Raw genomic sequence first — 22,404 nt, forward strand, 5'->3', positions numbered from 1 at the left:
ACAGACGTTCAAGTCCCGTTGCCGAATCGCAATCAGATGACGTACTCGATGAGCTGGGACGGGTCCTCGATCACTCGCGGCGCGCTGCGGGACTCGCCGTTCGAGGACGTGTCGGGCACCGGCGGGGCCGGGACCTTGTTGCGGGCGGGCACGCCCACGGCCACGGCACCGCGCGGGACGTCCTTGGTGACCACGGCGTTGGCGCCGATCTTCGCGTCGTCGCCGATCCACAGAGGCCCGAGCACCTTCGCGCCCGATCCCACCATGACCCGGTCGCCGAGCGTGGGGTGCCGCTTGCCGGGATTCATGGTGCGCCCGCCGAGGGTCACCCCGTGGAAGAGGAGGCAGTCGTCGCCGACCTCGGCCGTGGAGCCGATGACCACGCCCATGCCGTGGTCGATGAACAGCCGCCGCCCGATCCGGGCCGCCGGATGGATCTCGACACCGGTGAACAGCCGGGAGGCGAGGGACAGCAGGCGCGCCGGCATGCGTAGGCCGGGCGACTGCCACATCACGTGGGCGATCCGGTAGTGCCACACGGCGTGCACGCCCGGGTACGTCAGCATCACCGAGACGAGGGAGTCCGCCGCCGGGTCCTGGGCGCGCGCGACCTCCGCGTCCTCGCGGAGGAGGCGGAGGAACGCGCGCGCCGGGGAGTCGGACATGGGGATCAGTCCAGCAGGTCCGCGAACAGCACGGTGGACAGGTAGCGCTCGCCGAAGCTCGGGATGATGACGACGATCGTCTTGCCGGCGTTCTCCGGGCGCTTCGCGACCTGGGCGGCGGCGGCCAGGGCCGCACCGGAGGAGATGCCGACGAGCAGCCCCTCCTCGCGGGCGGCGCGCTGCGCCCACTCGACGGCCGTCTCGGCGTTGACGTCGATGACCTCGTCGTAGATCTCCGTGTCGAGGATCTCCGGGACGAAGTTCGCGCCGATGCCCTGGATCTTGTGCGGGCCGGGGGCGCCGCCGTTGAGGATGGGGGACTCCTCGGGCTCGACCGCGATGATCTGGACCTCGGGCTTGCGCTCCTTGAGGACCTGGCCGACACCCGTGATGGTGCCGCCCGTGCCGATGCCGGCCACGACGATGTCGACCTCGCCGTCCGTGTCGGCCCAGATCTCCTCGGCCGTGGTCTCCCGGTGGATCTTCGGGTTGGCCTCGTTGGAGAACTGCCGGGCCAGGACCGCGCCGGGGCGCTCCGCCGCGATCTTCTCCGCCGCCGCGACGGCGCCCTTCATGCCCTCCGAGCCGGGGGTCAGGACGAGCTCGGCGCCGTAGGCGCGCAGCAGCGCGCGGCGCTCCTTGGACATGGTCTCGGGCATCGCCAGCACGACGTGGTAGCCGCGGGCGGCACCGACGAAGGCGAGGGCGATGCCGGTGTTGCCGGAGGTGCCCTCGACGATCGTCCCGCCGGGCTGGAGCTCGCCGGAGGCCTCGGCCGCGTCGATGATCGAGACGCCGATGCGGTCCTTGACCGAGCTGGCCGGGTTGTAGAACTCGAGCTTGGCGGCGACGGTCGCCCCGGCGCCCTCGGTGAGGCGGTTGATCCGCACCAGCGGGGTCCGGCCGATGAGCTTCGTCGCGTCCTCGTAGATGGTCATGGGTGGAGGTTCCTCACTTGTCGGGTGATGCGGTGGTCGTGTCCGGTCGCCGACGGCAGGTTCTCGTCGGCCGGGGCCGTCCCGGGTGTCCAGGGGCCAGCAGGCTGCGAGCGTCGCGCGGTCGCCACGACCCCGGGGGGGTCAGGCGTGAGGCGGACGCTCTACCGACAGCAGCAGGCGGCGGGGCCGACGCACGTCGGCCGCCGCTCGGGCAGAGCGGCGGCGGAGGTGTCGGGGCCGGAGACGGGGGAGGGTGCGATGATCATCGTGCGTCCCTCCTCCTGGTGCGCGGTGTGCGGTGGCGCAGTGCTCCGGCGGGCGTCGGACGTCCCGCAGTGACGAGCCTAACCATGTGCGGTCCGATCGACAAGATCACGCTCACATATCGAGCGGTTCGATGGGTTCCAGCGGCACCCGGCGACGTCCGCCCACGCGTGCGTGGAGGGGGCCGGGACGCAGAACGGCCCCGATCACCGCGGTGACCGGGGCCGTTCCGACTCCAGCGAGCGGGCGACGGGAATCGAACCCGCGTAATCAGTTTGGAAGACTGAGGCTCTACCATTGAGCTACGCCCGCACCGGTCCGACAGCAGGTCGCGACGGCGAACCCGTCGGACGGCGGGCGCCAGCCTAGCAAAGTCGCACCCGTGCCTCCGCACGCGGTACGGCGGCGGGTGTGCCGCCGTCGCGCACTACACTGACCCACCGGACCCGCCGTCCCCGGGCGGACGGGTACCACGGGGTGTGGCGCAGCTTGGTAGCGCATCTGCTTTGGGAGCAGAGGGTCGCAGGTTCGAATCCTGTCACCCCGACCAGACAGCGAAGGGCCGTCGACCTGCGTCGTGCAGGGCCGGCGGCCCTTCACGCGTCCCCGCGGGCATCGAGGCCAGGTCAGGTGCATCCTCGGCAGATCGTGGCACCACCGCGACCAGTGCCGCGTTCAGGGACGGCCGTGTGCAAGGCTGGGTCCGAGAGCGAGGAGCGGGGTGTGGACGCAGCCGACGAGGTCCTCGGCATCGGCGACGCGGCAACGACGTACGCGACGGAGCGTGGGTCAGCCGCGCGGCCGCGTGGTGCCCAGCGAGGCGCGGACGAGCTCTCTCTTGGCGGCCCACGGCATGTGCGTGAACATCCCCCACATGGTGCGCGCCAGCTCGCCCGCTCCGGAGCCGCGGGCGAGGAGCTCGCGACGCCGAGAGGCGGGGAGGCGGCCGAAGCCCTCGAAGAGTTCCAACGTGCCCTGCGTGCTCAGCCGCAGCAGTGCGTTCAGGCCGACCTCCCGGAGGCGTTCGGCGGCGTCCATCGGGTCGGCGTCGTCCGGCACGTCCCCCTGTACGAGGGCCCGCGCGAGCTCGTCGGCGCGACGCAGCGAGTGCGCCACGGAGTAGCCGGTGATGCGGTGCCCGCCGCGTCCCGCGGTGCCGACCGCCAGGACCCCCGGCGGTGGGGGAGCGTCGCGGCCGCGCATGGGGATGCGCACGACCTCCCGGTCGAGCGGGTCCTCCACGACGGCCGGGTCGACACCGCGGGCCAGCAGGCGCCGTCGGAGCCGCGTCCGCAGCTCGGCGACGGGAAGGCCCGGCGCGGCGGCCAGGCAGGTCTCCTCGAGCAGCATCCGGCCGGCACCCACCGGGATGGCGTAGAGGAAGGTCGGGGTGGCGGTCGGTCGCTCCTGCGCCGACCAGTCGGTGCGCCAGTCCATCAGCAGCGACTCGGCACCCTGGAGGGCCGGCTCGGCAGCCTCGGCCGGCACGACGACGCCGTAGGCGGTCTGCATCGGCGCCGGGTCGTCGGGGCGCAGGCCCGCGGGTCGTGCGCCGCGCGCGTCGACGACCACCGCGGCCTCGGCGCGCAGGGCGCCGACCTGCGCGTCGTCGAGTCGTCCGGCGCGCACCTCGACGCCGTCCAGGGGCAGGGCCGTCTGCAGCGCCGCGTTGTCGAGGACGAGGTAGGCGCGCTCGAGCGGGTGCACGCCGAGGGCCCTCAGCTCGGGGTTCTCCGCGCGTGCGCGCACCACGGAGGAGGGCAGGTCGCCGAGCTCGTCGGCCCAGAGGCCGTACGTCGGCGTCCACGTCGCGGTGGGCCGCGGGTCGACCGCGATCACCGACAGGCCGTGGGCCGCGCACCGCGAGGCGAGCGCACGCCCTGCCGGGCCCAGCCCGACCACTGCCACGTCCGCCATGTCCACCTCCGGGCCACACCCTATGTCGACAGGAGATCGCCATGCCCCACCCGCACCTGATCTGGCTGCGCAGCGCCGCGACCGTGCTCATCAGCTGCGTCATCGCGCAGGCCGGCTGGGCCTCGGCCTACCTCGGCGGAGAGCCGGGCTACCTCGACCAGCACCGGGTGGGCGCCTGGGTCACCCTGGCGGTCGCCTGGCTGGCCGTCGTGGTCTACCTCGTGCTCCGGCGTGCCGCGGGTCCGGTCAACGTGGCGCTGGCCGTGGCGGTGGCGGTGCTGGTGACCGTGCAGTTCACCCTCGGTCGGCTCGGCGGGGACCTGCGGGCGCTGCACATCTTCGTCGGCGTGCTGCTCGCGGTGCTCGTGACGGCGCTGACGTCGTGGACCTACCGTCACCGGCTGCCGGAGGAGGTGGCCGGCAGCTCCAGCTCCAGCCCCCGCAGCGTGTAACCCTCGATGAGGTCGTCCCAACCCACCTCGGGCTCCCGCACGAGACGCGGTGAGCGTGCCAGGAGCCGGGTGAGCAGCACGTCGGACTCCAGGATCGCCAGCGGCTGGCCCGGGCACTTGTGGGCGCCGTCGCCGAAGCTGAGCCCCGCGGCGTTGACGCCGCGCGGCAGGGAGCGACCCGGGCACAGGTCCAGGCCGTCCTCGTCCGGAGCCTGCGCCTGCGGGTCGGCGTTGGCGGACCGGACGCACACGTCGACGAGGTCGCCGGCCTCGATCGTCCACGAGCCGTCGCCGTCGGTGACGCCGATCGGGTCCTGCGCGCGCCGGTACAGGTGCCCGACGACCGGCTCCAGCCGGATGATCTCGTGCAGGATCGCGAAGCGCTCCTCCTGCCCCGCGACCGCATAGCGCGCGCGCAGGGCGTCGTCGCGCAGCAGGTGCCAGGCGGCCATCGTCACGAACTCGCGCGTGGTCACCATGCCGGCCGTGCCGTAGGTGACGCACTCGACGAGGATGTCGACGTCGGTGTAGCCCTCGTCGACCAGGTGGCTGATGATGTCGTCGCGGCTCTCGCGGCGGCGCTCCCGGATGGCCGGGCGCACGTCCGCCAGGAAGAACCGCCCGATCGGCAGCAGCCCGTTGAACGCCGCCCGCATCCACTGGCGTCGGGTGCGGCCCAGGTCGCGGCGGGTGATGTCGAAGGGCGGCTGGCGGAAGAAGCTCACCAGGCGGCGCGACATCCGCGGCACCGACGACTCGGTCAGCCCCACCACCTCGGCGGTGACCTCGACGGTGTAGTGCAGCGCGAGCTCGTCGAGCTCCAGGCGGCCGCCCGGCTTGGTCTCCCCGAGCAGGCGGTCGGCGCACTCCTCCATCTGCGCGGTGTAGCGCTCGGCCACGACCACGGGCGCGAAGAAGCGGGCGACCTTGCGGCGCTGCTCGTCGTGCAGCGGCCCGTCGGAGACGAGGATCGGGTGGTGCTTGAGCCGGCCCTGGGGGATCGCCTCCGCGGTGAAGCCGGCCTGGGTCGTGGCGTGCCGGGCGCGCAGCACCTGCCGGGCGGCCTCCAGCGACCGGATACGCCACACGGTGCTCACCCCGGGGCTGCCGTCGGCGCCCTGCCGCTCCACGCGGGGTGAGCTCGGCTCGTCCGGGCGCACGGCCCGCCGTCGCGCCGTCATCGCCGCCCGACGGGGAGGCGGTCACGCACGGACCGTGCCGCGCGGGCCACGGCAGCGCCCGCCGCCGACAGGTCCGGTCGACGCCGCAGCACGCCCTGCAGCGGGACGGTCCAGACGTCCTCGCCCCGCACGCCCCAGCCCTGCAGCAGGTGGTTGGCCGCGAGCACACCGGTCACGGCGGCGCGTTCCATGAGGGCGATCGGCCAGTCGACGCGCAGGCCGTCCCCGGCCAGGGCCAGGCCCGGGTACGGGGTGTCGACGGTCAGCCGGTCGCGCCACGGGCCCGTGCCGACCAGGCCGCAGTCGTCCTCGACGAGGAGCTCCTCGTGGACCGCCTGCAGGGTGCGCGTCTCGGGGTAGACCTCGTGCAGCGCGTCGAGGAGCCGGGTGCGCAGCCGCTCGGTGTCCAGCCCGCGCGGCCCGTCGCCGGCCAGGTCGGGATCCCGCTCGGGGTCGACGGCGTAGCCGTGCAGCTCCACGACCGAGCCCCCGTGCTCACGGCTCCAGTCGGCCGCTCCCTGCTCGAAACGCTCCAGGACGGTGACGTTGTCGAGCAGGTCGTAGCCGCTGGTGCCCAGGAACGCCTCCCGCTCCGGCGCGACCGTGCCGTCCAGCCACAGCCGCAGCACCGCGAAGGGCGGGGCGTTGCGGCCCGCGGCCACCCGGCGGTGCCAGTCCTGGCGCTCCGGGGTCCCGGCGCCGCCGTCCGCCTCGTCGGCCAGCGGCGCCAGCAGCTCACGGGTCACCCGCGGATCGGTGGCGACCACGACCGCGTCCGCGGTGAGGTCCCCGGAGGTGGCGTGCACGTGCCACGTGCCGTCCTCGGCCCGCGCCAGCGCCTCCGCGCGGGTGCCGGTGCGGACGTCGACGCCCAGCCCGGCGAGGTAGCGGCCGAGCGGGGCCCACAACGCGGTGTCGTAGTCGTCGTCCGGGACGTCGAAGAGCAGACCCTCCGACGACCCCGCGAAGTAGGTGTGGAACATGCCCACCAGCTCGCCGGCTCCGAAGTCGGTCGGATGGGCGAAGAAGGACCGGGCGAACACCTCCAGGGCGAGGTGCCGTGCGCCCTCGGGGAAGCGCAGGCGGTCGAGGAAGTCCTGGGCGGACTCGCCGTCGTAGCGCTCGTGGCTCGCGGGGTAGGAGACCGAGACGAGCTCGACGGCGCTGGGCAGGTGCACCTTGGGCAGCGCCGAGACGGGGAAGGTGGGGCTCCGGACGACGAAGGCCGCGAGGTTGACCGGCGGCGTCAGCGGCAGCGCCGCGAAGCTGTCGGTGAGGCCGTCGCCGCGGCGCAGCGGGTAGTCCGCGACGGGCACCAGGTGGTCGAGCTCCGGGTCGGAGCGGCGCAGCAGCGCGCGCAGCGTGTAGTACTGCCGGAAGAAGGCGTGGAAGCCGCGGCTCATCGTGCGGCCGTCGCCGTCCGCGGGCCCCTCCGGGTCCTCGGCGTGCTCCTGGACGGGCCACGCGCGGACCCGGCCGCCGAGCTGGTCGCAGGCCTCGAGCAGCGTGACCCGCGCACCCCGCTCGGCCAGGATCGCGGCCGCGGCGAGGCCGGCGATGCCGCCCCCGACGACGACGACGTGCTGGTCGTCGGCGACGCGCTCGGCGCCGGGTGCGGCCGGGTGGAGGACGGCCGCGCCGTCGCGGCCGGGCGGGACGGGGCGGGTCATGTCAGGTCCTTCTCGGGTCGGCGGGCCAGGACGGTGTGCAGGATGCCCCGCTGCCATCCCGTGCCGGTGCGCCAGCGGATGTCGGTGAGGCCGGCCCGCTCGAGGCGGGCCTGGAGCTGGGCGGTGCTGTCGTTGTCGACGACGCTGCGCCACAGGTAGCGGTAGATCGACGGGTTGCCGCGCAGGACGACGGCCAGGGGCATGACGAGCGCCCAGCAGACGGCGGTCCAGACGACCTGGGCCACGCGGTCGCCCTTGACGTGGTAGTCCTGCAGCGTGACCCAGCCGCCGGGCCGCACCTCGTCGCGGATCGCGGCCACGACCTCGTCGCGCTGGTCCTCGGGCACGTTGCGCAGGAGGTAGGCGGCGAACGCGCCGTCCGCGTCCCGCTGGCCGTGGTCGCTCGCCACCTCGGGCAGGGCCTGGGCGAACGCCTGCACGAACCGCACACCCTGCGGCCAGGCCTTGGCCCGGGCGCGGCTCAGCATCCCGGCGGAGGCGTCCAGCCCGACGACGCGGGCGTCCTCGCCGGCCGCGTCGAGCACGGCGCGCGTCGACAGCCCGGAACCGCACCCCAGGTCCCAGAGCACGAGCGGCTCCTCGCGGGAGCGCCGCGGCAGCAGCGAGACCATCTCGCGCGCCGCGGCGTGCAGGGCGTCGTGGTAGCCCGGGTTGAGCCGGGTCAGCAGGTCGTAGCGGTCGGCGGCGCGGTCGAACTCGTCGGCGAGCTGCGCTCCGCGCGTCTCGACATGGCCTACGGCGGCGGGGCGTTTGCGTAGCACGGGCTCAGCCTACGGCGTCGGTCCGTGATGTCCGGGCTCCTGCGGACGTGTCCGGTTCACGGTCCGCGACCTCCTCAGGCGAGCAGGACGAGCAGCAGCGCGCCCAGGGCGAGCAGGCTCGTGGCGGCGCAGACGGTCACGATCCGCCGCCCGTGCCGCAGGCGGGGAACCTCCTGCTCCAGACCGGTCCGCGTGTGGCGGGCGTGACGCGCGGTGAACCACCAGCCCGGCGTGACGAGCACGAGGGCGACGACGGCGGCCGCGGCCAGGGCCTCGGCGCCCTGGACGGTGGGGAAGGCGTGGATCGCCACGAGCGTGGCGGCGGCGAAGGAGATCAGGGTCCGGCGCCACGCGAGCGCCGTGCGCTCGGCCCAGCGGCCCGGGACCTCCGGCCCCGCCGGATCCTGCGCGGTGGGGGAGCTCATCGCAGGAGCAGCGCGAGCAGCAGGAGCACGCCGACGACGGCCATCGTCGCGACGAGGACGAACCCGGTCGTCGCGCCGGGCAGCTCGGCGCTCAGGCGCATCGCCCGCTCGGTGCGTGCCCACTCGACAGCGGCCACCAGGGGGACGGCGACACCGGCGAGCAGCAGCACCACCGCCGCGGTGAGCCGCAGGTGCGGCTCCATCGGCAGGTCGAGGGCCTCCAGAGCCGTTCCCGCCGCGATGAGGCCCAGCGAGGTGCGGATCCAGGCCAGCAGGGTCCGTTCGTTCGCCAGCGAGAAGCGCGCGTCCGGCTCGTCGCCTCGGGCGTAGACCCACCGCGGGAAGCGTTCCGTGCGCGGACGCCCGGCGTCGCGGCGCTCGTCCGAGGTGTTCTCGTGCGGCATGGTCGACGTGGCCTCCGGGTCGGGAGCGGGGTGCCCGGCCATCGTGGCACCCGGACGGTCCACCGGCGCGGGGTGCCGCACCGCTGGACCGTCGCGACCGCTAGGGTCGACGTCGTGACCGTGCCGAACGACCCGTACGCCGCACCCGACGGCGGCGAGCACCCGCAGCAGCGCCCGACGCGGCCGGTGCCGCCGCACTCGTCGGCCACGCCCGCCGCACCGCCGTCGTACCCGAGCCCCGCCGGTCCGGCGCCGGGCCATCCCGGCGCCGGCTGGCACTACCCGGTGCGCCGCACCAACGGCCTGGCGGTCGCCTCGTTGGTCCTGGGCATCCTGTGGCTCGGCTGGGTCGGCAGCGTCCTGGCCGTCGTGTTCGGTCACGTGGCGTTGAGACAGATCAGCAACGCGCCCCCGCACGCCCCGCAGGAGGGCCGTGGCATCGCGATCGCCGGCGTCGTGCTCGGGTGGGTCGGCGTCGCGACGCTCGGTCTCATGATGCTCTTCCTCGTCCCCGTCGCCCTGGCGCCGGTCGGCCTCTGAGGGCCGTCTCCCGGGGGGCGGGGCGCCACACCGTGGGGTGTGCCACTGGACGGGCGGTGTCGTCCCCTGGGGCGCGTGGCGTATGATCGTCGGGTTGCCCGTGCGCCCGTCCTCCGGGCGTGGTTCGACAAGCATCGCAAGCATCCCCGCGCCGCAGCACACCGCGCCGGCCCGCTCCGGCACGACGCGCGCGCACGCACCCGACAGTTGGAGACCATCGAAGTGAAGAGCGCCGTCGAGACCCTGGAGCCCACCAAGGTCAAGCTGACCGTCGAGGTGGAGTACGACGAGCTCAAGCCGAGCATCGACCACGCCTACAAGCACATCGCGGAGCAGGTGAACATCCCCGGCTTCCGCAAGGGCAAGGTCCCCCCGCGCATCATCGACCAGCGCGTCGGCTGGGGTGCCGTCATCGAGCACGCCGTCAACGAGGGCCTCTCCGGTTTCTACCGCGACGCCGTCAGCGCCGAGGAGCTGCGCCCGCTGGGTCAGCCCGAGGTCGAGGTCACCGGGATCCCCGAGAAGGCCGGCGAGGGCCAGCTCGAGTTCGTGGCCCACGTCGAGGTCCGTCCTGAGCTGGAGCTGCCCGAGCTGTCCGCCATGGAGCTGACCGTCGACTCCACCGAGGTCTCCGACGAGGACGTGGCCGAGCGCCTCGACTCGCTGCGCGAGCGCTTCGGCACCCTCGTGGGCGTCGACCGTCCGGCCGTCGAGGGCGACTACGTCGTCATCGACCTCAAGGCCGTCGTCGGCGACGAGGAGGTCGACTCGGTCTCCGGCGTCTCCTACCAGATCGGTGCCGGCAACATGCTGGACGGCCTGGACGAGGCCCTCACCGGTCTCTCCGCCGACGAGACCACCACCTTCACCACCAACCTCGCGGGTGGCGACCACCAGGGCGAGGAGGCGACCGTCACGGTGACCGCCACCTCCGTCAAGGAGCGCGAGCTGCCCGAGGCGGACGACGACTTCGCCCAGATGGCCTCGGAGTTCGACACCCTCGAAGAGCTCAAGGCGGACCTGCGCGAGCAGGTCGCGTCGTCGAAGTCCTCCAACCAGGCCGTCGCCGCCCGCGACGCCCTGCTGGAGAAGCTGCTGGACGCCGTCGAGGTGCCGGTGCCGTCCGGTGTCGTCGAGGCCGAGGTGAACCGTCACCTCGAGCAGGAGGGTCGTCTCGAGGACGACGAGCACCGCGCCGAGGTCACCGAGGACGCCACCAAGGCGATCAAGAACCAGATCCTGCTCGACACCCTCGCCGAGAAGCTTGAGGTCCAGGTGGGCCAGGGCGAGCTGATCGAGTACCTGGTGCAGGCCTCGCAGCAGTACGGCATGGAGCCGCAGCAGTTCATCCAGACCCTCGACCAGTCCGGTCAGATCCCGGCCATGGTCGGCGAGGTCGCCCGGTCCAAGGCGCTCGCCGTCGCCCTGCGCGACATCGAGGTCAAGGACTCCGAGGGCAACGTCGTCGACCTGACCGAGTTCATCGGTTCCGAGGAGGACGACGAGGCCGCTGCGGCCGCCACCGAGGCGGCGCAGTCCGAGATCGCCGATGCGGAGTCCGGCGACTCCGCGGCGTCGGCCGACTCGCCCGACTCGGCGGACTCCGGCGAGTCCGCGGACGAGGCCACCAAGGCCTGACGGTCCCGCACCGCACGACGACGGCCCGTACCTTCCGCGCGGAGGGTGCGGGCCGTCGTCGTCCCCGGGCCGTCCGGAGGGCCCCGGCGCCTGTGCGCCTGCAGCGAAACCGGCGCTTCCCGGGACTCTGCGGGCACCCGGTGCACGTTAGGGTCGAGCGACAGCGAAGCGAAGGAGACGGACGTGAACGACTTGCTGCAGATGGGTGACGTGGCACCGCAGGCCCGCGCCGAGGGCCAGGGCTTCGGCCTCAACGACTCCATCTACAACCGGCTCCTCAAGGAGCGCATCATCTGGCTGGGTTCGGAGGTGCGCGACGACAACGCGAACGCCATCTGCGCCCAGATGATGCTGCTCGCGGCGGAGGACCCCGAGAAGGACATCTACCTCTACATCAACTCCCCGGGCGGCTCGATCACGGCCGGCATGGCGATCTACGACACCATGCAGTTCATCCAGCCCGACGTCGCCACCGTCGCGATGGGGATGGCTGCCTCGATGGGCCAGTTCCTGCTGTCCTCCGGCGCGAAGGGCAAGCGCTACATCACGCCGCACGCCCGCGTGCTGATGCACCAGCCCTCCGGCGGCGTCGGCGGCACCGCGACCGACGTGCGGATCGGTGCCCAGCTGATCATGCACATGAAGAAGGTGCTCGCGGAGCTCACGGCCGAGCAGACCGGCCAGCCGCTCGAGAAGATCCTCAAGGACAACGACCGCGACAGCTGGTTCACGGCCGACGAGGCGCTCGAGTACGGCTTCGTGGACCGCGTCGTCGCCAACGCTTCCTCGGTGTCCGGGGGCGGCGGCACGACCGCCGAGTGACCCGACCACGGTCGACCGAGACCCCAGCTGATTTCCCACCGAGGAGAACCATGAGCTACTCCGCCGAGTACCAGTTCGCCGAGCGGGCCGCGCGTCTCGCCGGCGACGCCGCCCGCCCGGGCGGGATCGCGCTGCCGCACGGCGCCCCGTCGTCGCGGTACGTCCTGCCGCAGTTCGAGGAGCGCACGCCGTACGGCTTCAAGCGCCAGGACCCGTACACCAAGCTGTTCGAGGACCGCATCATCTTCATGGGCGTCCAGGTCGACGACGCGTCGGCCGACGACATCATGGCCCAGCTGCTCGTCCTGGAGTCCCAGGACCCGGACCGCGACGTGATGATCTACATCAACTCCCCGGGCGGCTCCTTCACCGCGATGACCGCCCTGTACGACACGATGCAGTTCATCAAGCCCCAGATCCAGACCGTCTGCCTCGGGCAGGCGGCCTCGGCGGCGGCCGTGCTGCTCGCCGCCGGGCAGCGGGGCAAGCGTCTCGCGCTGCCCAACGCCCGGGTGCTGATCCACCAGCCCGCGATGGAGGGTGGCGGTTACGCCCAGGCGTCCGACATCGAGATCCACGCCAACGAGCTCATCCGGATGCGCGAGTGGCTGGAGGAGGCGTTGGCGCACCACACGGGCAAGCCCGTGCAGGAGATCCGCGACGACATCGAGCGCGACAAGATCCTCACCGCCGCCCAGGCCCAGGAGTACGGCCTGGTGGACCAGGTCCTCGACTCCCGCAAGCCCGCTCAGCTCGGTGTCTGAGCAGCCGGTTCACCGGTGACGACACCGCTCGCGACCCGGGTGCCGACCGTCGTGTCGGCACCCGGGTCGCGCCACACCGGAGTTCTCGGCTGACAACCGGGCCCGGGTGGTGTGGAATGGTCGGAGACGCGCACGAGAACAAGGAGGCCCGCGGTGGCGAGAATCGGTGACGGTGCAGACCTGCTCAAGTGCTCCTTCTGCGGGAAGTCGCAGAAGCAGGTCAAGAAGCTCATCGCTGGGCCGGGTGTGTACATCTGCGACGAGTGCATCGACCTGTGCAACGAGATCATCGAGGAAGAGCTCGGTGAGACCACGGAGCTGGGGCTGACCGAGCTGCCGAAGCCGCGAGAGATCTTCGACTTCCTCGAGCAGTACGTCATCGGCCAGGAGCCGGCCAAGCGGGCCCTGGCCGTCGCGGTCTACAACCACTACAAGCGCGTGCAGGCGGCGCCGGCGGCGAAGGACGACCAGGACGCGGTGGAGATCGCCAAGTCCAACATCCTGCTCATCGGCCCCACGGGGACGGGCAAGACGTACCTGGCGCAGACGCTCGCGAAGATGCTCAACGTCCCGTTCGCCATCGCCGACGCCACGGCGCTCACCGAGGCCGGGTACGTGGGCGAGGACGTCGAGAACATCCTCCTCAAGCTCATCCAGGCCGCCGACTACGACGTCAAGAAGGCCGAGACCGGCATCATCTACATCGACGAGATCGACAAGGTGGCCCGCAAGGCCGAGAACCCGTCGATCACGCGGGACGTCTCGGGCGAAGGCGTGCAGCAGGCGCTCCTGAAGATCATCGAGGGCACCAGCGCGTCGGTGCCCCCGCAGGGCGGGCGCAAGCACCCGCACCAGGAGTTCATCCAGATCGACACCTCGAACGTGCTGTTCGTCGTCGCCGGAGCGTTCGCGGGTCTGGACGACATCATCGCCTCGCGGGCGCGGCAGCGCGGGATCGGCTTCTCCGCCCCGATGGAGTCGACCACCGACGTCGACCTCTTCTCGGAGGTCCGGCCCGAGGACCTGCACAAGTACGGACTGATCCCCGAGTTCATCGGTCGACTGCCCGTGATCTCCTCCGTCTCGCCGCTCGACCGAGACGCCCTGGTGCGCATCCTCAGCGAACCGCGCAACGCCCTGGTCAAGCAGTACCAACGCATGTTCGAGATCGACGGCGTGCGCCTGGAGTTCGCCGACGACGCGATCGACGCGATCGCCGAGCAGGCGCTCCTGCGCGGGACGGGTGCACGCGGGCTGCGCGCGATCATGGAGGAGGTCCTCCAGCAGGTGATGTTCGACGTGCCGAGCCGCGACGACGTCGAAGGGGTGGTCATCACCCGCGAGGTCGTCGAGGAGAACGTCAACCCGACGATCGTGCCGCGGTCCTCCGGTCCCGTGCGCAACCGCAAGTCCGCCTGATCGCACCGCCTCGGACGGCCGGCGGCCACATCGTGGCCGGGCCGTCGCGCTGACGTCGACGCCCGTAGGATCGAGCCATGGCTGAGCCCTTCGACGAAGCGCCCGTGCCCGAGACCGGTCGTGCGCTGCCGACCGAGATCCTCGGCCTGCGCAGCACGATCGACAACATCGACGCGGCCCTGGTGCACCTGCTCGCTGAGCGGTTCCGGGCGACGCAGCGCGTCGGGGAGCTCAAGGCCACCGAGGGGCTGCCGCCGGCGGACCCGCAGCGTGACCGTCAGCAGATCGACCGTCTGAAGGCCATCGCCTCGGGCGCCGGGCTCGACCCCGAGTTCGCCGAGCAGTTCCGCCACTTCATCGTCTCCGAGGTGATCCGCCGCCACGAGCGCATCGCGGCCGAGCACGCCGCCGCCGGGCGTGCCGACGAGGTACCACCCCTGGACACCTACAGTTGAAGAGGTGGCGGCTTCTGAGCCGCCCGAGCACCTCGCCGCGCCCGGCCCCGGTTCACGGCGGACCTGCGCCCCTCCGTGCATCGCCCCTGGTGAGAAGGCCTTTTCGCCATCGCGGATGCGCACTGCGCCGATCCGGAGCAGGCTGGAGGTTCACAGTCGACGGACCCGAGGGGGAACTGCATGAAGATCGATTGGCTCAAGCCCTTGGTCGGCCGCCCCGGCCCGTTCGCGACCGTCTATCTCGACGCCACGCGTTCGGTCGAAGCCGGTGACAAGGATGTGGCGAACCGCTGGCGCTCCGTGCGCCGTTCGCTCGCCAAGCAGGGTGCCACGGACCAGGTCCTCAACGACCTGGACGACGCCGTGGACCGCCCGACGTGGGTGCACGGGCCGCACGGTCGAGTGCTCATCGCCGACGACGAGGGTGTTCTCGTCGACCGGGTGCTGAAGGAGCCGCCGCCGGTGATGGCGGGTGTCTGGCACCGCGTGCCGAGCCTGCTGCAGGCGGCACGCTCGGCCGACGAGGAGGTGGACGCGCTGGTCGTCGCCGTCGACCGGCTGGGGGCCGACTTCTTCCCGGTGGGGTCCGACGGGTTCCCGTCCGGGGACAAGGAGACGTTCGAGGGCCCCGACGACGAGGTGTCGAAGACCTCGAGCACCTCGACGAAGCGGTCGGTGATCGAGTCGCGGGCCGAGGACTCCTGGCACCGCAACGCCGAGGCGATGGCCGGCGAGATCGACCGCCGCGTGGCCGCCTCCCGACCGGAGATCCTGCTGCTCACCGGCGACGTGAGGGCTGTGAGCATGGTCCGGGACGCGCTCGGCCAGCAGGCGGCTCAGCTGACCGTCGAGGTGTCCGGCGGCGGCCGGGACGACGGTGTGCACGCGGGGCACTTCGCCGAGACCGTCGCCGAGGCGCTGGACTCGTTCCGGGAGCGCCGCCGCGAGGCGGTGCTGGCCGCGCTGCGTGAGGGCCTGGGCCGTGAGTCCGGTGCCGTCACGAGCATCGGTGACGTCGCCCAGGTGCTGGCCCGTGGCCAGGTGAAGCAGCTCGTGCTCTCCGAGGAGCTTGCGGACGACGCGGCCCGGGCGCTGCACGCGTGGGTCGACGGTTCGGTCGACGAGCCCGGGCTCGGTGGGCTGCTCAACGGTTTCCAGCTCTGGATCGGACCGGACCCGATGCACATCGCGGCCTCGCGGACCGAGCTCGACGGGGTCGGGGACCTCGAGGAGCTCCCGGCCGCGACGGCCCTGCTGCGTGCCGCCATCGGCCAGGACGCCGGGCTGGTCTTCGCGCCGACCGGGTCGGTCGAGCTGCGCGACGGCGTCGCGGCGACGCTGCGCTGGGACGACGGCGGCACGCCGCACGAGTCGGCGGCCACGATGAGCGGCGACGACGGACGGGTCTCCATGGCCCACTGAGAGGTCGCACGACAAGGCCCCGGCACCCTGGGAAGGGTGCCGGGGCCTCGTGCTGTCGCGGGTGTCCGCGGAGGAGCGCCCGGGGGCTCAGCCGCGCGGCTTCTTGACCGGCGGCTCGCCGAGCTCGTGGTCGACCACGACGATGCCGCCCTGGACGTCCGGGTCGCCCTGGCCGTCGGTGGCCTCGACGAGCTCGAGGGGCCCGGTGACCCGGCCGGCGCCGCGCAGGTCCACCACGGCGGACTCGACGCCCGGGAGCAGGTGCGCGGGCACGGCCACCGTCCCGGACAGGATCGGGGTCTTCATGGAGACCTTGGCAGCCGACTTCAGCTTGCGCAGCGCCGCCAGCGCGTGGCCCGCGGCGGTCAGGGCGGTCGGGTCGACGCCGGCCGCGGCGTCGCGCAGCGGCCGGGCCGTCGGCCACTCCGCGCGGTGCACGGACCCGCTGCGCCACCAGGACCAGACCTCCTCGGTGGCGAACGGGATGAACGGCGCCAGCAGGCGGAGCATGACGTCCAGCGCGATCGCCAGCGCCGTGCGGGCCGAGAGCGTGTCGGCGGTCACCGTGCCGTCGGCGCCGTAGGCGCGGTCCTTGACGAGCTCGAGGTAGTCGTCGCAGAACGCCCAGAAGTACGACTCGGTCAGCTCCAGGGCCCGGGTGTGGTCGTAGGACTCGAGCGCCGTGGTCGCCTGGTCGACGACGTCGGCCAGCCCGGCCAGCATGGCGCGGTCCAGGTCGACGGTCACGGCCCCGGGGTCCAGAGCGATCTCGCCCGCACCGGTCTCCGGGTCGACGCCGAAGGTCAGCGCGAACTTCGAGGCGTTGAGCACCTTGATCGCCAGGCGCCGGCCGATCTTCATCTGACCGATCTCGAACGCCGCGTCCGTCCCGAGGCGTGCCGCGGCCGCCCAGTACCGCACGGCGTCGGACCCGTGCTGCTCCAGCAGGTCCATCGGGGTGACGACGTTGCCCTTGGACTTGGACATCTTCTTGCGGTCCGGGTCGAGGATCCAGCCGCTGATGGCCGCGTGCTTCCAGGGCAGCACGCCGCACTCGAGGTGCGAGCGCACGACCGAGGAGAACAGCCAGGTGCGGATGATGTCCTGGCCCTGCGGGCGGAGGTCCATGGGGAAGACGCGGTCGAACAGGTCGGCGTCGCGCTCCCAGCCGGAGACGATGAGCGGCGTCAGCGAGGACGTCGCCCAGGTATCCATCACGTCGTTGTCGCCGACGAACCCGCCCGGTACCCCGCGCTGGGACTCGTCGTAGCCGGCCGGGGCCTGCGACGTCGGGTCCACCGGGAGCTCGGCCTCGGACGGCGTGATGAGGCGGTCGTGGTCGACGTCGCCGTGCTCGTCGACGCCGTACCAGACCGGCACCGCCACGCCGAAGAACCGCTGCCGGGAGATGAGCCAGTCACCGTTGAGGCCGTTGACCCAGTTCTCGTAGCGGACCCGCATGAAGTCGGGGTGGAAGTCCAGCTCCTTGCCCCGTCCGAGCAGCTCGGCCTTCAGGTCGCGCCGGGTCCCGTCGGCGTTCCACTCGCGACCGCCGTTGCGGATGTACCACTGGCGCGAGGTGACGATCTCGAGCGGCTTGTCGCCCTTCTCGTAGAAGTTCGTCATGCGCTGGGTCGGGGTCGGCTCGCCGTCCAGGTCGCCGGACTCGCGCAGCGCGTCCACGACGGCGGTGCGGGCGCTGAACGACGTCTTGCCGGCCAGTCCCTCGGCGTAGAGGTCGGCGCCGGGGCCGCCGGCGATCCACTCGGGCGTCTCGCGGGCGAGCCGGCCGTCCCGGCCGATCACCGAGCGGGTCGGCAGCTGCAGCTCGCGCCACCACTGCACGTCGGTCAGGTCGCCGAAGGTGCAGCACATGGCGATGCCGGCACCCTTGTCCATCGCGGCGGCGTGGTGGGCCAGCACGGGCACCTCGACGCCGAACAGCGGCGAGGTGACCGTGGTGCCGAACAGGTGCTGGTAGCGCTCGTCGTCCGGGTGGGCGATGAGGGCCACGACGGACGGCACCAGCTCGGGGCGGGTCGTCTCGATGTGGACCGGCTCGCCGCCGTCGCGGTGGAACGCGACGCGGTGGTAGTGGCCGGGGTACTCCCGGGCCTCGAGCTCGGCCTGGGCCACGGCCGTCTGGAACGTGACGTCCCACAGCCCGGGCGCCTCGGCCTGGTAGGCCTCGCCCCGGTCCAGGTTGCGCAGGAACGCCCGCTGGGAGGCCGCGCGCGAGGTCGAGTCGATGGTCTGGTACGTCTGCGACCAGTCCACGGACAGGCCGAGCAGGCGCCACAGCTCCTCGAACTGGCGCTCGTCGTCGGCGGTGAGCTCCTCGCAGAGCTCGATGAAGTTGCGGCGGCTGATCGGCACCTGGTCCGCCGGCTTCACCTTCTTGCCCTCGGTGCCCTGGTGGGGCGGGGTGAAGTCGGGGTCGTAGGGCAGCGACGGGTCGCAGCGCACGCCGTAGTAGTTCTGCACGCGGCGCTCGGTGGGCAGGCCGTTGTCGTCCCACCCCATCGGGTAGAAGACCTCCTTGCCGCGCATGCGCTGGAACCGGGCGACGACGTCGGTGTGGGTGTAGCTGAAGACGTGGCCCACGTGCAGCGAGCCGGAGACGGTCGGGGGCGGGGTGTCGATCGAGAAGATCTGGTCGCGGGTGGCCGACCGGTCGAAGGCGAACGTGCCCTCGGCGGCCCACCGCTCGTCGAACTTCTGCTCCAGACCGTCCGTGCTGACCTTGTCCGGTACCTCCCTGACCACCGCGCGCACGACGTCGGCTACCTGCTCGGCCTGGCTGCCGGAGGTCGCGTTCGCTGCGGGGGTCTGTGCGGGCGCGGCGGGCGCCCCGGGGTTCGGGAAGTCGCTCATGGTGCCTCATTGTCCCAGATCCCCCGGGGCGGGCGGACGCCCGCCCGACACGGGGGAACGCGGGGTGGGGCGTGGTGCTCGAGCGGCACGACTGGCTAGGGTCGGGCCCATGAGCGTGAGGGGTCACGTCGACGTCCTGCGGCGGTTCAACCGGAGCTACACCCAGCGGGTGGGCGTGCTGGAGGAGTCCTTCCTGGGCCTGGGCATGGCGCTCGGCACCGCGAGGCTGCTGTACGAGATCGGCGCCGCCCCGGACACGACCCGCGCCCTGCGCGCGCGGCTCGGCCTGGACCGCGAGTACCTGCGTCGGTTGCTGCGTCGGCTGCAGGAGGAGGGGCTGGTGAGCGTCGCGCCCGACCCGGAGGATCCGCGCCGTCGGCGGGTCACCCTGACGCCGGCGGGCCGTACCGCCTGGGAGGAGCTCGACCGACGCTCCGACGAGCGGGCCCGTCGGCTCGTCGACCCGCTCACCGCGCGGCAGCGTGCCCGGCTCTCGGCGGCGCTCGGCGAGGCGGACCTCCTCGTCCGCGCCGCCACCGTCGATCTGGTGACGGTCGCGCCGGACGATCCCGTCGCGCGGCGGGCCGTGCTCGCGTTCTTCGCGGAGGTCGGCGACCGTATCGGCGGCACCGCGGTGTTCGACGTCGACGCCGCGCTCGCCGCGGACGCCGAACGGCTCGTCCCGCCGCTCGGCGGGTTCGTCGTCGCCGCCTCCGGCGGGGACCCGGTCGCCTGCGGGGGTGTCCAGGACCTGGGGGACGGTGTCGCCGAGATCAAGCGGATGTGGGTCGACCCCGCGTGGCGCGGTGCGGGGCTCGGCTCGCGACTGCTGCGCCGCCTGGAGGACCTCGCGGTCGAGCTCGGGCACAGGGAGGTCGTGCTCGACACGAACGGGGTCCTCGGCGATGCGGTCGTGATGTCCGAGGAGGCCGGCTACCGGCAGGTCCAGCGCTACGACGACGACCCGTCCGCGACGCACGTCTTCGCCAAGGACCTGACCACGTGATGTCCGCGGCGGCGTATGGTCGTCCCCATGGCAGCTTCGAAGGACTTGACCGTCGGCTACGCCGCGATGCTCGAGCAGTTCCACCCCACCGACGTGGTCGACTACTCGGCCTACGCCGAGGAGCACGGATTCGACGGCGTGATGGCCGCCGACCACTTCCAGCCCTGGGTGCCGCAGCAGGGGGAGGCCGCGTTCGTGTGGAACGTGCTGACCGCCCTCGGCGAGCGCACACGCGGTGACATCGGTCCGGGGGTGACCTGCCCGTCGTTCCGGTTCCACCCGGCGATGGTGGCGCAGGCCTCGGCGACCCTCGCCGCGATGTACCCCGGTCGGCACTGGCTCGGGCTGGGCTCCGGCGAGGCGCTCAACGAGCACGTCACCGGCGGCTACTGGCCGGAGGCGCCGGAGCGCATCAACCGGATGTTCGAGGCCATCGACATCATCAAGAAGCTCTTCGCCTCCGGCGTCGAGGGCAAGGACGTCAAGCACTCCGGGCAGTTCTACAAGATGGAGTCCACGCGGTTGTGGACCATGCCCGAGGTCCCGCCGGAGATCCTCGTCGCCACCGCCGGGCCGATCACGGCCAAGCGGGCCGGCAAGCACGCGGACGGCCTCATCACGGTGGGGGCGCCGCTGGAGAAGATCGAGATGCTGTTCGGCCGGTTCGACGCGGGCGTCAAGGAGTCCGGTCGGGACGCCTCGACGATGCCGAAGGTCCTCCAGGTGCACATGTCCTGGGCGGAGACCGACGAGGAGGCCATGGCCAACGCCATGACCGAGTGGCCGAACGGCGGCATGAAGTTCCCCAAGGCCGACATCCGGTCGCCGCACGACTTCGCCCAGATGGCCAAGCTGGTCCGCCCCGAGGACTTCTCCGGGCGCATGGTGGTCTCCGCCGACCCGGACGAGCACCGCCAGGCCATCCAGCAGTACGTCGACCTCGGGTTCGACCGCATCTACCTGCACAACGTGGGCCGGAACCAGAAGCAGTGGATCGAGGTCTTCGGGCGCGAGGTGCTGCCGAAGCTGGTCCGGTGACCGGTCCCGACGACGCGGCGCACGGCGCCACGGCCCTGCTCGACGGCGCCCGGATGATGCTCTGGGCGCCGCCGGGCCTGGGCGAGGTCCGCCCGGGCGACGATCTCGCCCTGCTGGTCGGCGACCTGCTGGCGGCCGACGCCGACCGGACCGGTGACGCCCTCGCCGAGGGTGACGTCGTCGTCGTCACGTCGAAGATCGTCTCCAAGGCCGAGGGGCGCGTGGTGCGCGCCGCGGACCGCGAGCAGGCGATCACCGACGAGACCGTGCGGGTCGTCGCCACGCGCGAGCGGCCGGACGGCCTGCCACCGCTGCGGATCGTCGAGAACCGGCTCGGGCTGGTGATGGCCGCCGCCGGGGTCGACGCCTCGAACACGCCCGACGGCACCGTGCTGCTGCTGCCCAAGGACCCGGACGCCACCGCGCGCTCGGTGCGGGCGGGGCTGCGGGCACGGTACGGGCTGGACCGGCTCGGCGTCGTCGTCACCGACACCGCGGGGCGCCCGTGGCGGGAGGGTGTCACCGACATCGCGATCGGCGCGGCCGGTCTGACGGTGCTGGACGACCTGCGCGGCGGCACGGACTCCCACGGGCGGCCGATCTCGGTGACGGTCACCGCGGTGGCCGACGAGATCGCCGCCGCCTCGGAGCTGGTCCGCGGCAAGGCGACGGGCCGGGCGGTCGCCGTGGTGCGCGGCGTCGGGCGGTTCGTGCTCGGCGGTGACGACGGTGCGGGACCGGGCGCGCGCCGCCTCGCGCGGACCGGTCCCGACGACCTGTTCCGCGAGGGGAGCGCCGAGGCGTACGCCCGGGGACTGGCGGACGGCCGGGGGTGACGGGCCTCACGAGGTGGGGCGTCCCGTCGCCGAGCGGCGCCGGGTGCTGCACTATGGCCCTGGCGACCGGGTCGACCACCCGGCGGGAAGGAGACGGAGATGACCCACCACGTGACGAGCGTGGCCGGAGACAGGGTCGGGTTCGACCGCGACGGCGAGGGGCCCGCGGTGGTCTTCGTCGCCGGGGCGGGGCCGTACCGGGCGATCGACCCCGTGACCACCGAGACCGCTCAGCGGTGCGCGCGGCAGGGGCTGACCGCGGTGGTGTACGACCGGTTGGGTCGGGGCGACAGCCCGGCGGACGGGGTGCTCGACCTGGAGCGTGAGCTGTCCGCCCTCCACGCCGTCATCGACGCCGCCGGTGCGCCGGTGGTGCTGGTCGGTCACTCCTCGGGCGCCGCGCTCGCGCTGTGCGCCGCGGACGCGGAGATGCCGGTCTGCGGGCTCGTGCTGTGGGAGGCGCCGTTGGCGCGGTCTGCCGACGACACCTACGAGTGGATCACCGAGTTCGAGAAGCGGCTGGACGCCGAGGACTACGTGGGCGCCCTCGAGCAGTACATGAAGGACCTGCCGCGCGAGTGGCTCGAGGGGCTGCGCGCCTCGCCGGACTTCGAGCAGATCGCACGGGCCTCGATCAGCCAGCGCGCCGACGGCCAGGCGCTGGTGCGGGCCACCGACCTCATCGAGGCGGACCTCCTGCGCGAGCTCGCCGTCCCGGTCCTGGCGACCTACGGCACGCGGACTTTCGACGAGATGCCGGTCGCCGCCCAGCGCGTCGCGGACGCCGTCACCCGCGGCCAGGCACGGGAGGTCGCCGGCGCCGACCACACCTGGGACGTCGGGGCGATGGCCGACCAGATCGTGCAGTTCGTCCGCGACGAGACCTGAGTCC

At 72.7% G+C, this 22,404-nt stretch carries 21 protein-coding genes and 2 tRNA genes; 13 read left to right on the top strand and 10 right to left on the bottom strand.

Going from position 1 to position 22,404, the window contains the following annotated elements; all coding sequences use genetic code 11:
• Positions 1-32 precede the first annotated feature (32 nt).
• The 3 genes from cysE to Q6349_RS07875 all read right to left on the bottom strand — a co-directional run bounded on the left by cysE (position 33) and on the right by Q6349_RS07875 (position 2,179).
• The gene (cysE, locus tag Q6349_RS07865) at positions 33-665 is read right to left on the bottom strand and encodes a serine O-acetyltransferase (protein ID WP_304603584.1); all 633 of its coding nucleotides are present in this window, start codon (positions 663-665) and stop codon (positions 33-35) included.
• A gap of 5 nt (positions 666-670) precedes the next feature.
• Entirely contained in the window at positions 671-1,603 is a 933-nt protein-coding gene (gene cysK, locus Q6349_RS07870) for a cysteine synthase A (protein WP_171247605.1), read from the bottom strand.
• A gap of 505 nt (positions 1,604-2,108) precedes the next feature.
• Positions 2,109-2,179 (bottom strand) — tRNA-Gly (locus Q6349_RS07875).
• A gap of 161 nt (positions 2,180-2,340) precedes the next feature.
• On the opposite strand from Q6349_RS07875, the gene Q6349_RS07880 reads away from it, so the two are divergent.
• Positions 2,341-2,417 (top strand) — tRNA-Pro (locus Q6349_RS07880).
• Positions 2,418-2,656: 239 nt separating this feature from the next.
• Here the strand turns inward: Q6349_RS07880 and Q6349_RS07885 are convergent.
• Entirely contained in the window at positions 2,657-3,784 is a 1,128-nt protein-coding gene (locus Q6349_RS07885) for a lycopene cyclase family protein (protein WP_304603585.1), read from the bottom strand.
• A 41-nt stretch (positions 3,785-3,825) separates the two neighbouring features.
• Between Q6349_RS07885 and Q6349_RS07890 the strand changes: the two genes are divergently transcribed.
• Positions 3,826-4,236, top strand: coding sequence for a hypothetical protein (locus Q6349_RS07890; protein ID WP_304603586.1), 411 nt, complete (start codon positions 3,826-3,828; stop codon positions 4,234-4,236).
• Here the strand turns inward: Q6349_RS07890 and Q6349_RS07895 are convergent.
• The 5 genes from Q6349_RS07895 to Q6349_RS07915 all read right to left on the bottom strand — a co-directional run bounded on the left by Q6349_RS07895 (position 4,179) and on the right by Q6349_RS07915 (position 8,779).
• Entirely contained in the window at positions 4,179-5,417 is a 1,239-nt protein-coding gene (locus Q6349_RS07895) for a cytochrome P450 (RefSeq protein WP_304603587.1), read from the bottom strand. The two genes, Q6349_RS07890 and Q6349_RS07895, sit on opposite strands and share 58 nt — an antisense overlap.
• A complete protein-coding gene (locus Q6349_RS07900; RefSeq protein ID WP_304603588.1) occupies positions 5,414-7,087 on the bottom strand; it encodes an FAD-dependent oxidoreductase in 1,674 nt (557 codons plus the stop codon). Before Q6349_RS07900 ends, Q6349_RS07895 begins: the two co-directional genes overlap by 4 nt.
• Positions 7,084-7,869 carry a methyltransferase domain-containing protein gene (locus Q6349_RS07905; protein ID WP_304603589.1) on the bottom strand — a complete coding sequence of 262 codons (786 nt, stop codon included), beginning with the start codon at positions 7,867-7,869 and terminating at the stop codon, positions 7,084-7,086. The genes Q6349_RS07900 and Q6349_RS07905 overlap by 4 nt, the downstream gene beginning before the upstream one ends.
• A 74-nt stretch (positions 7,870-7,943) precedes the next feature.
• The gene (locus Q6349_RS07910) at positions 7,944-8,294 is read right to left on the bottom strand and encodes a DUF202 domain-containing protein (RefSeq protein ID WP_304603590.1); all 351 of its coding nucleotides are present in this window, start codon (positions 8,292-8,294) and stop codon (positions 7,944-7,946) included.
• Positions 8,291-8,779 carry a YidH family protein gene (locus Q6349_RS07915; RefSeq protein ID WP_370375604.1) on the bottom strand — a complete coding sequence of 163 codons (489 nt, stop codon included), beginning with the start codon at positions 8,777-8,779 and terminating at the stop codon, positions 8,291-8,293. Before Q6349_RS07915 ends, Q6349_RS07910 begins: the two co-directional genes overlap by 4 nt.
• Before the next feature lie 33 nt (positions 8,780-8,812).
• On the opposite strand from Q6349_RS07915, the gene Q6349_RS07920 reads away from it, so the two are divergent.
• The 7 genes from Q6349_RS07920 (at position 8,813) to Q6349_RS07950 (ending at position 15,758) form a co-directional block, all read left to right on the top strand.
• Positions 8,813-9,238 (top strand): DUF4190 domain-containing protein, encoded by a 426-nt coding sequence (locus Q6349_RS07920; protein WP_304603591.1) that lies wholly within the window; start codon positions 8,813-8,815, stop codon positions 9,236-9,238.
• 222 nt (positions 9,239-9,460) lie between these two features.
• The gene (tig, locus tag Q6349_RS07925) at positions 9,461-10,876 is read left to right on the top strand and encodes a trigger factor (protein WP_304603592.1); all 1,416 of its coding nucleotides are present in this window, start codon (positions 9,461-9,463) and stop codon (positions 10,874-10,876) included.
• Positions 10,877-11,077: 201 nt separating this feature from the next.
• Positions 11,078-11,698, top strand: a complete 621-nt coding sequence (locus Q6349_RS07930; protein WP_304603808.1) for an ATP-dependent Clp protease proteolytic subunit — start codon at positions 11,078-11,080, stop codon at positions 11,696-11,698.
• Between the two features lie 50 nt (positions 11,699-11,748).
• Positions 11,749-12,462: an ATP-dependent Clp protease proteolytic subunit gene (locus tag Q6349_RS07935; RefSeq protein ID WP_304603593.1), complete on the top strand. Its 714-nt coding sequence runs from the start codon at positions 11,749-11,751 to the stop codon at positions 12,460-12,462.
• Between the two features lie 153 nt (positions 12,463-12,615).
• Positions 12,616-13,881 carry an ATP-dependent Clp protease ATP-binding subunit ClpX gene (gene clpX / locus Q6349_RS07940; RefSeq protein WP_171246797.1) on the top strand — a complete coding sequence of 422 codons (1,266 nt, stop codon included), beginning with the start codon at positions 12,616-12,618 and terminating at the stop codon, positions 13,879-13,881.
• Between the two features lie 77 nt (positions 13,882-13,958).
• A complete protein-coding gene (locus tag Q6349_RS07945) occupies positions 13,959-14,336 on the top strand; it encodes a chorismate mutase (protein ID WP_171246798.1) in 378 nt (125 codons plus the stop codon).
• A gap of 180 nt (positions 14,337-14,516) precedes the next feature.
• Positions 14,517-15,758 (top strand): hypothetical protein, encoded by a 1,242-nt coding sequence (locus Q6349_RS07950; RefSeq protein ID WP_304603594.1) that lies wholly within the window; start codon positions 14,517-14,519, stop codon positions 15,756-15,758.
• An 87-nt stretch (positions 15,759-15,845) separates the two neighbouring features.
• Here Q6349_RS07950 and valS read toward each other — a convergent pair whose 3' ends face one another.
• A complete protein-coding gene (gene valS, locus Q6349_RS07955) occupies positions 15,846-18,632 on the bottom strand; it encodes a valine--tRNA ligase (RefSeq protein ID WP_304603595.1) in 2,787 nt (928 codons plus the stop codon).
• Positions 18,633-18,741: 109 nt separating this feature from the next.
• Between valS and Q6349_RS07960 the strand changes: the two genes are divergently transcribed.
• From Q6349_RS07960 to Q6349_RS07975, 4 genes are all read left to right on the top strand, one after another.
• Positions 18,742-19,638: a GNAT family N-acetyltransferase gene (locus Q6349_RS07960; RefSeq protein WP_304603596.1), complete on the top strand. Its 897-nt coding sequence runs from the start codon at positions 18,742-18,744 to the stop codon at positions 19,636-19,638.
• A 27-nt stretch (positions 19,639-19,665) separates the two neighbouring features.
• A complete protein-coding gene (locus Q6349_RS07965) occupies positions 19,666-20,676 on the top strand; it encodes a TIGR03557 family F420-dependent LLM class oxidoreductase (RefSeq protein WP_171246802.1) in 1,011 nt (336 codons plus the stop codon).
• 53 nt (positions 20,677-20,729) lie between these two features.
• On the top strand, positions 20,730-21,512 hold the full coding sequence (gene cofE, locus Q6349_RS07970; protein ID WP_304603809.1) for a coenzyme F420-0:L-glutamate ligase: 783 nt from the start codon (positions 20,730-20,732) through the stop codon (positions 21,510-21,512).
• 99 nt (positions 21,513-21,611) lie between these two features.
• Positions 21,612-22,400 carry an alpha/beta fold hydrolase gene (locus Q6349_RS07975; protein ID WP_304603597.1) on the top strand — a complete coding sequence of 263 codons (789 nt, stop codon included), beginning with the start codon at positions 21,612-21,614 and terminating at the stop codon, positions 22,398-22,400.
• The last annotated feature ends 4 nt before the right edge of the window (positions 22,401-22,404 follow it).

It is taken from the genome of Isoptericola sp. 178 (assembly GCF_030586525.1).
In the GTDB taxonomy this organism is placed as follows: Bacteria; Actinomycetota; Actinomycetes; order Actinomycetales; family Cellulomonadaceae; genus Isoptericola; species Isoptericola sediminis.

Excerpts from the sequence above, each read along its gene's own strand:
- cysE (WP_304603584.1), bottom strand. The coding sequence starts at position 665 with ATGTCCGACTCCCCGGCGCGCGCGTTCCTCCGCCTCCTCCGCGAGGAC.
- cysK (WP_171247605.1), bottom strand. The coding sequence starts at position 1,603 with ATGACCATCTACGAGGACGCGACGAAGCTCATCGGCCGGACCCCGCTG.
- Q6349_RS07885 (WP_304603585.1), bottom strand. The coding sequence starts at position 3,784 with ATGGCGGACGTGGCAGTGGTCGGGCTGGGCCCGGCAGGGCGTGCGCTC.
- Q6349_RS07890 (WP_304603586.1), top strand. The coding sequence starts at position 3,826 with ATGCCCCACCCGCACCTGATCTGGCTGCGCAGCGCCGCGACCGTGCTC.
- Q6349_RS07895 (WP_304603587.1), bottom strand. The coding sequence starts at position 5,417 with ATGACGGCGCGACGGCGGGCCGTGCGCCCGGACGAGCCGAGCTCACCC.
- Q6349_RS07900 (WP_304603588.1), bottom strand. The coding sequence starts at position 7,087 with ATGACCCGCCCCGTCCCGCCCGGCCGCGACGGCGCGGCCGTCCTCCAC.
- Q6349_RS07910 (WP_304603590.1), bottom strand. The coding sequence starts at position 8,294 with ATGAGCTCCCCCACCGCGCAGGATCCGGCGGGGCCGGAGGTCCCGGGC.
- Q6349_RS07930 (WP_304603808.1), top strand. The coding sequence starts at position 11,078 with ATGGGTGACGTGGCACCGCAGGCCCGCGCCGAGGGCCAGGGCTTCGGC.
- Q6349_RS07935 (WP_304603593.1), top strand. The coding sequence starts at position 11,749 with ATGAGCTACTCCGCCGAGTACCAGTTCGCCGAGCGGGCCGCGCGTCTC.
- Q6349_RS07945 (WP_171246798.1), top strand. The coding sequence starts at position 13,959 with ATGGCTGAGCCCTTCGACGAAGCGCCCGTGCCCGAGACCGGTCGTGCG.
- Q6349_RS07950 (WP_304603594.1), top strand. The coding sequence starts at position 14,517 with ATGAAGATCGATTGGCTCAAGCCCTTGGTCGGCCGCCCCGGCCCGTTC.
- valS (WP_304603595.1), bottom strand. The coding sequence starts at position 18,632 with ATGAGCGACTTCCCGAACCCCGGGGCGCCCGCCGCGCCCGCACAGACC.
- Q6349_RS07960 (WP_304603596.1), top strand. The coding sequence starts at position 18,742 with ATGAGCGTGAGGGGTCACGTCGACGTCCTGCGGCGGTTCAACCGGAGC.
- Q6349_RS07965 (WP_171246802.1), top strand. The coding sequence starts at position 19,666 with ATGGCAGCTTCGAAGGACTTGACCGTCGGCTACGCCGCGATGCTCGAG.
- cofE (WP_304603809.1), top strand. The coding sequence starts at position 20,730 with ATGATGCTCTGGGCGCCGCCGGGCCTGGGCGAGGTCCGCCCGGGCGAC.
- Q6349_RS07975 (WP_304603597.1), top strand. The coding sequence starts at position 21,612 with ATGACCCACCACGTGACGAGCGTGGCCGGAGACAGGGTCGGGTTCGAC.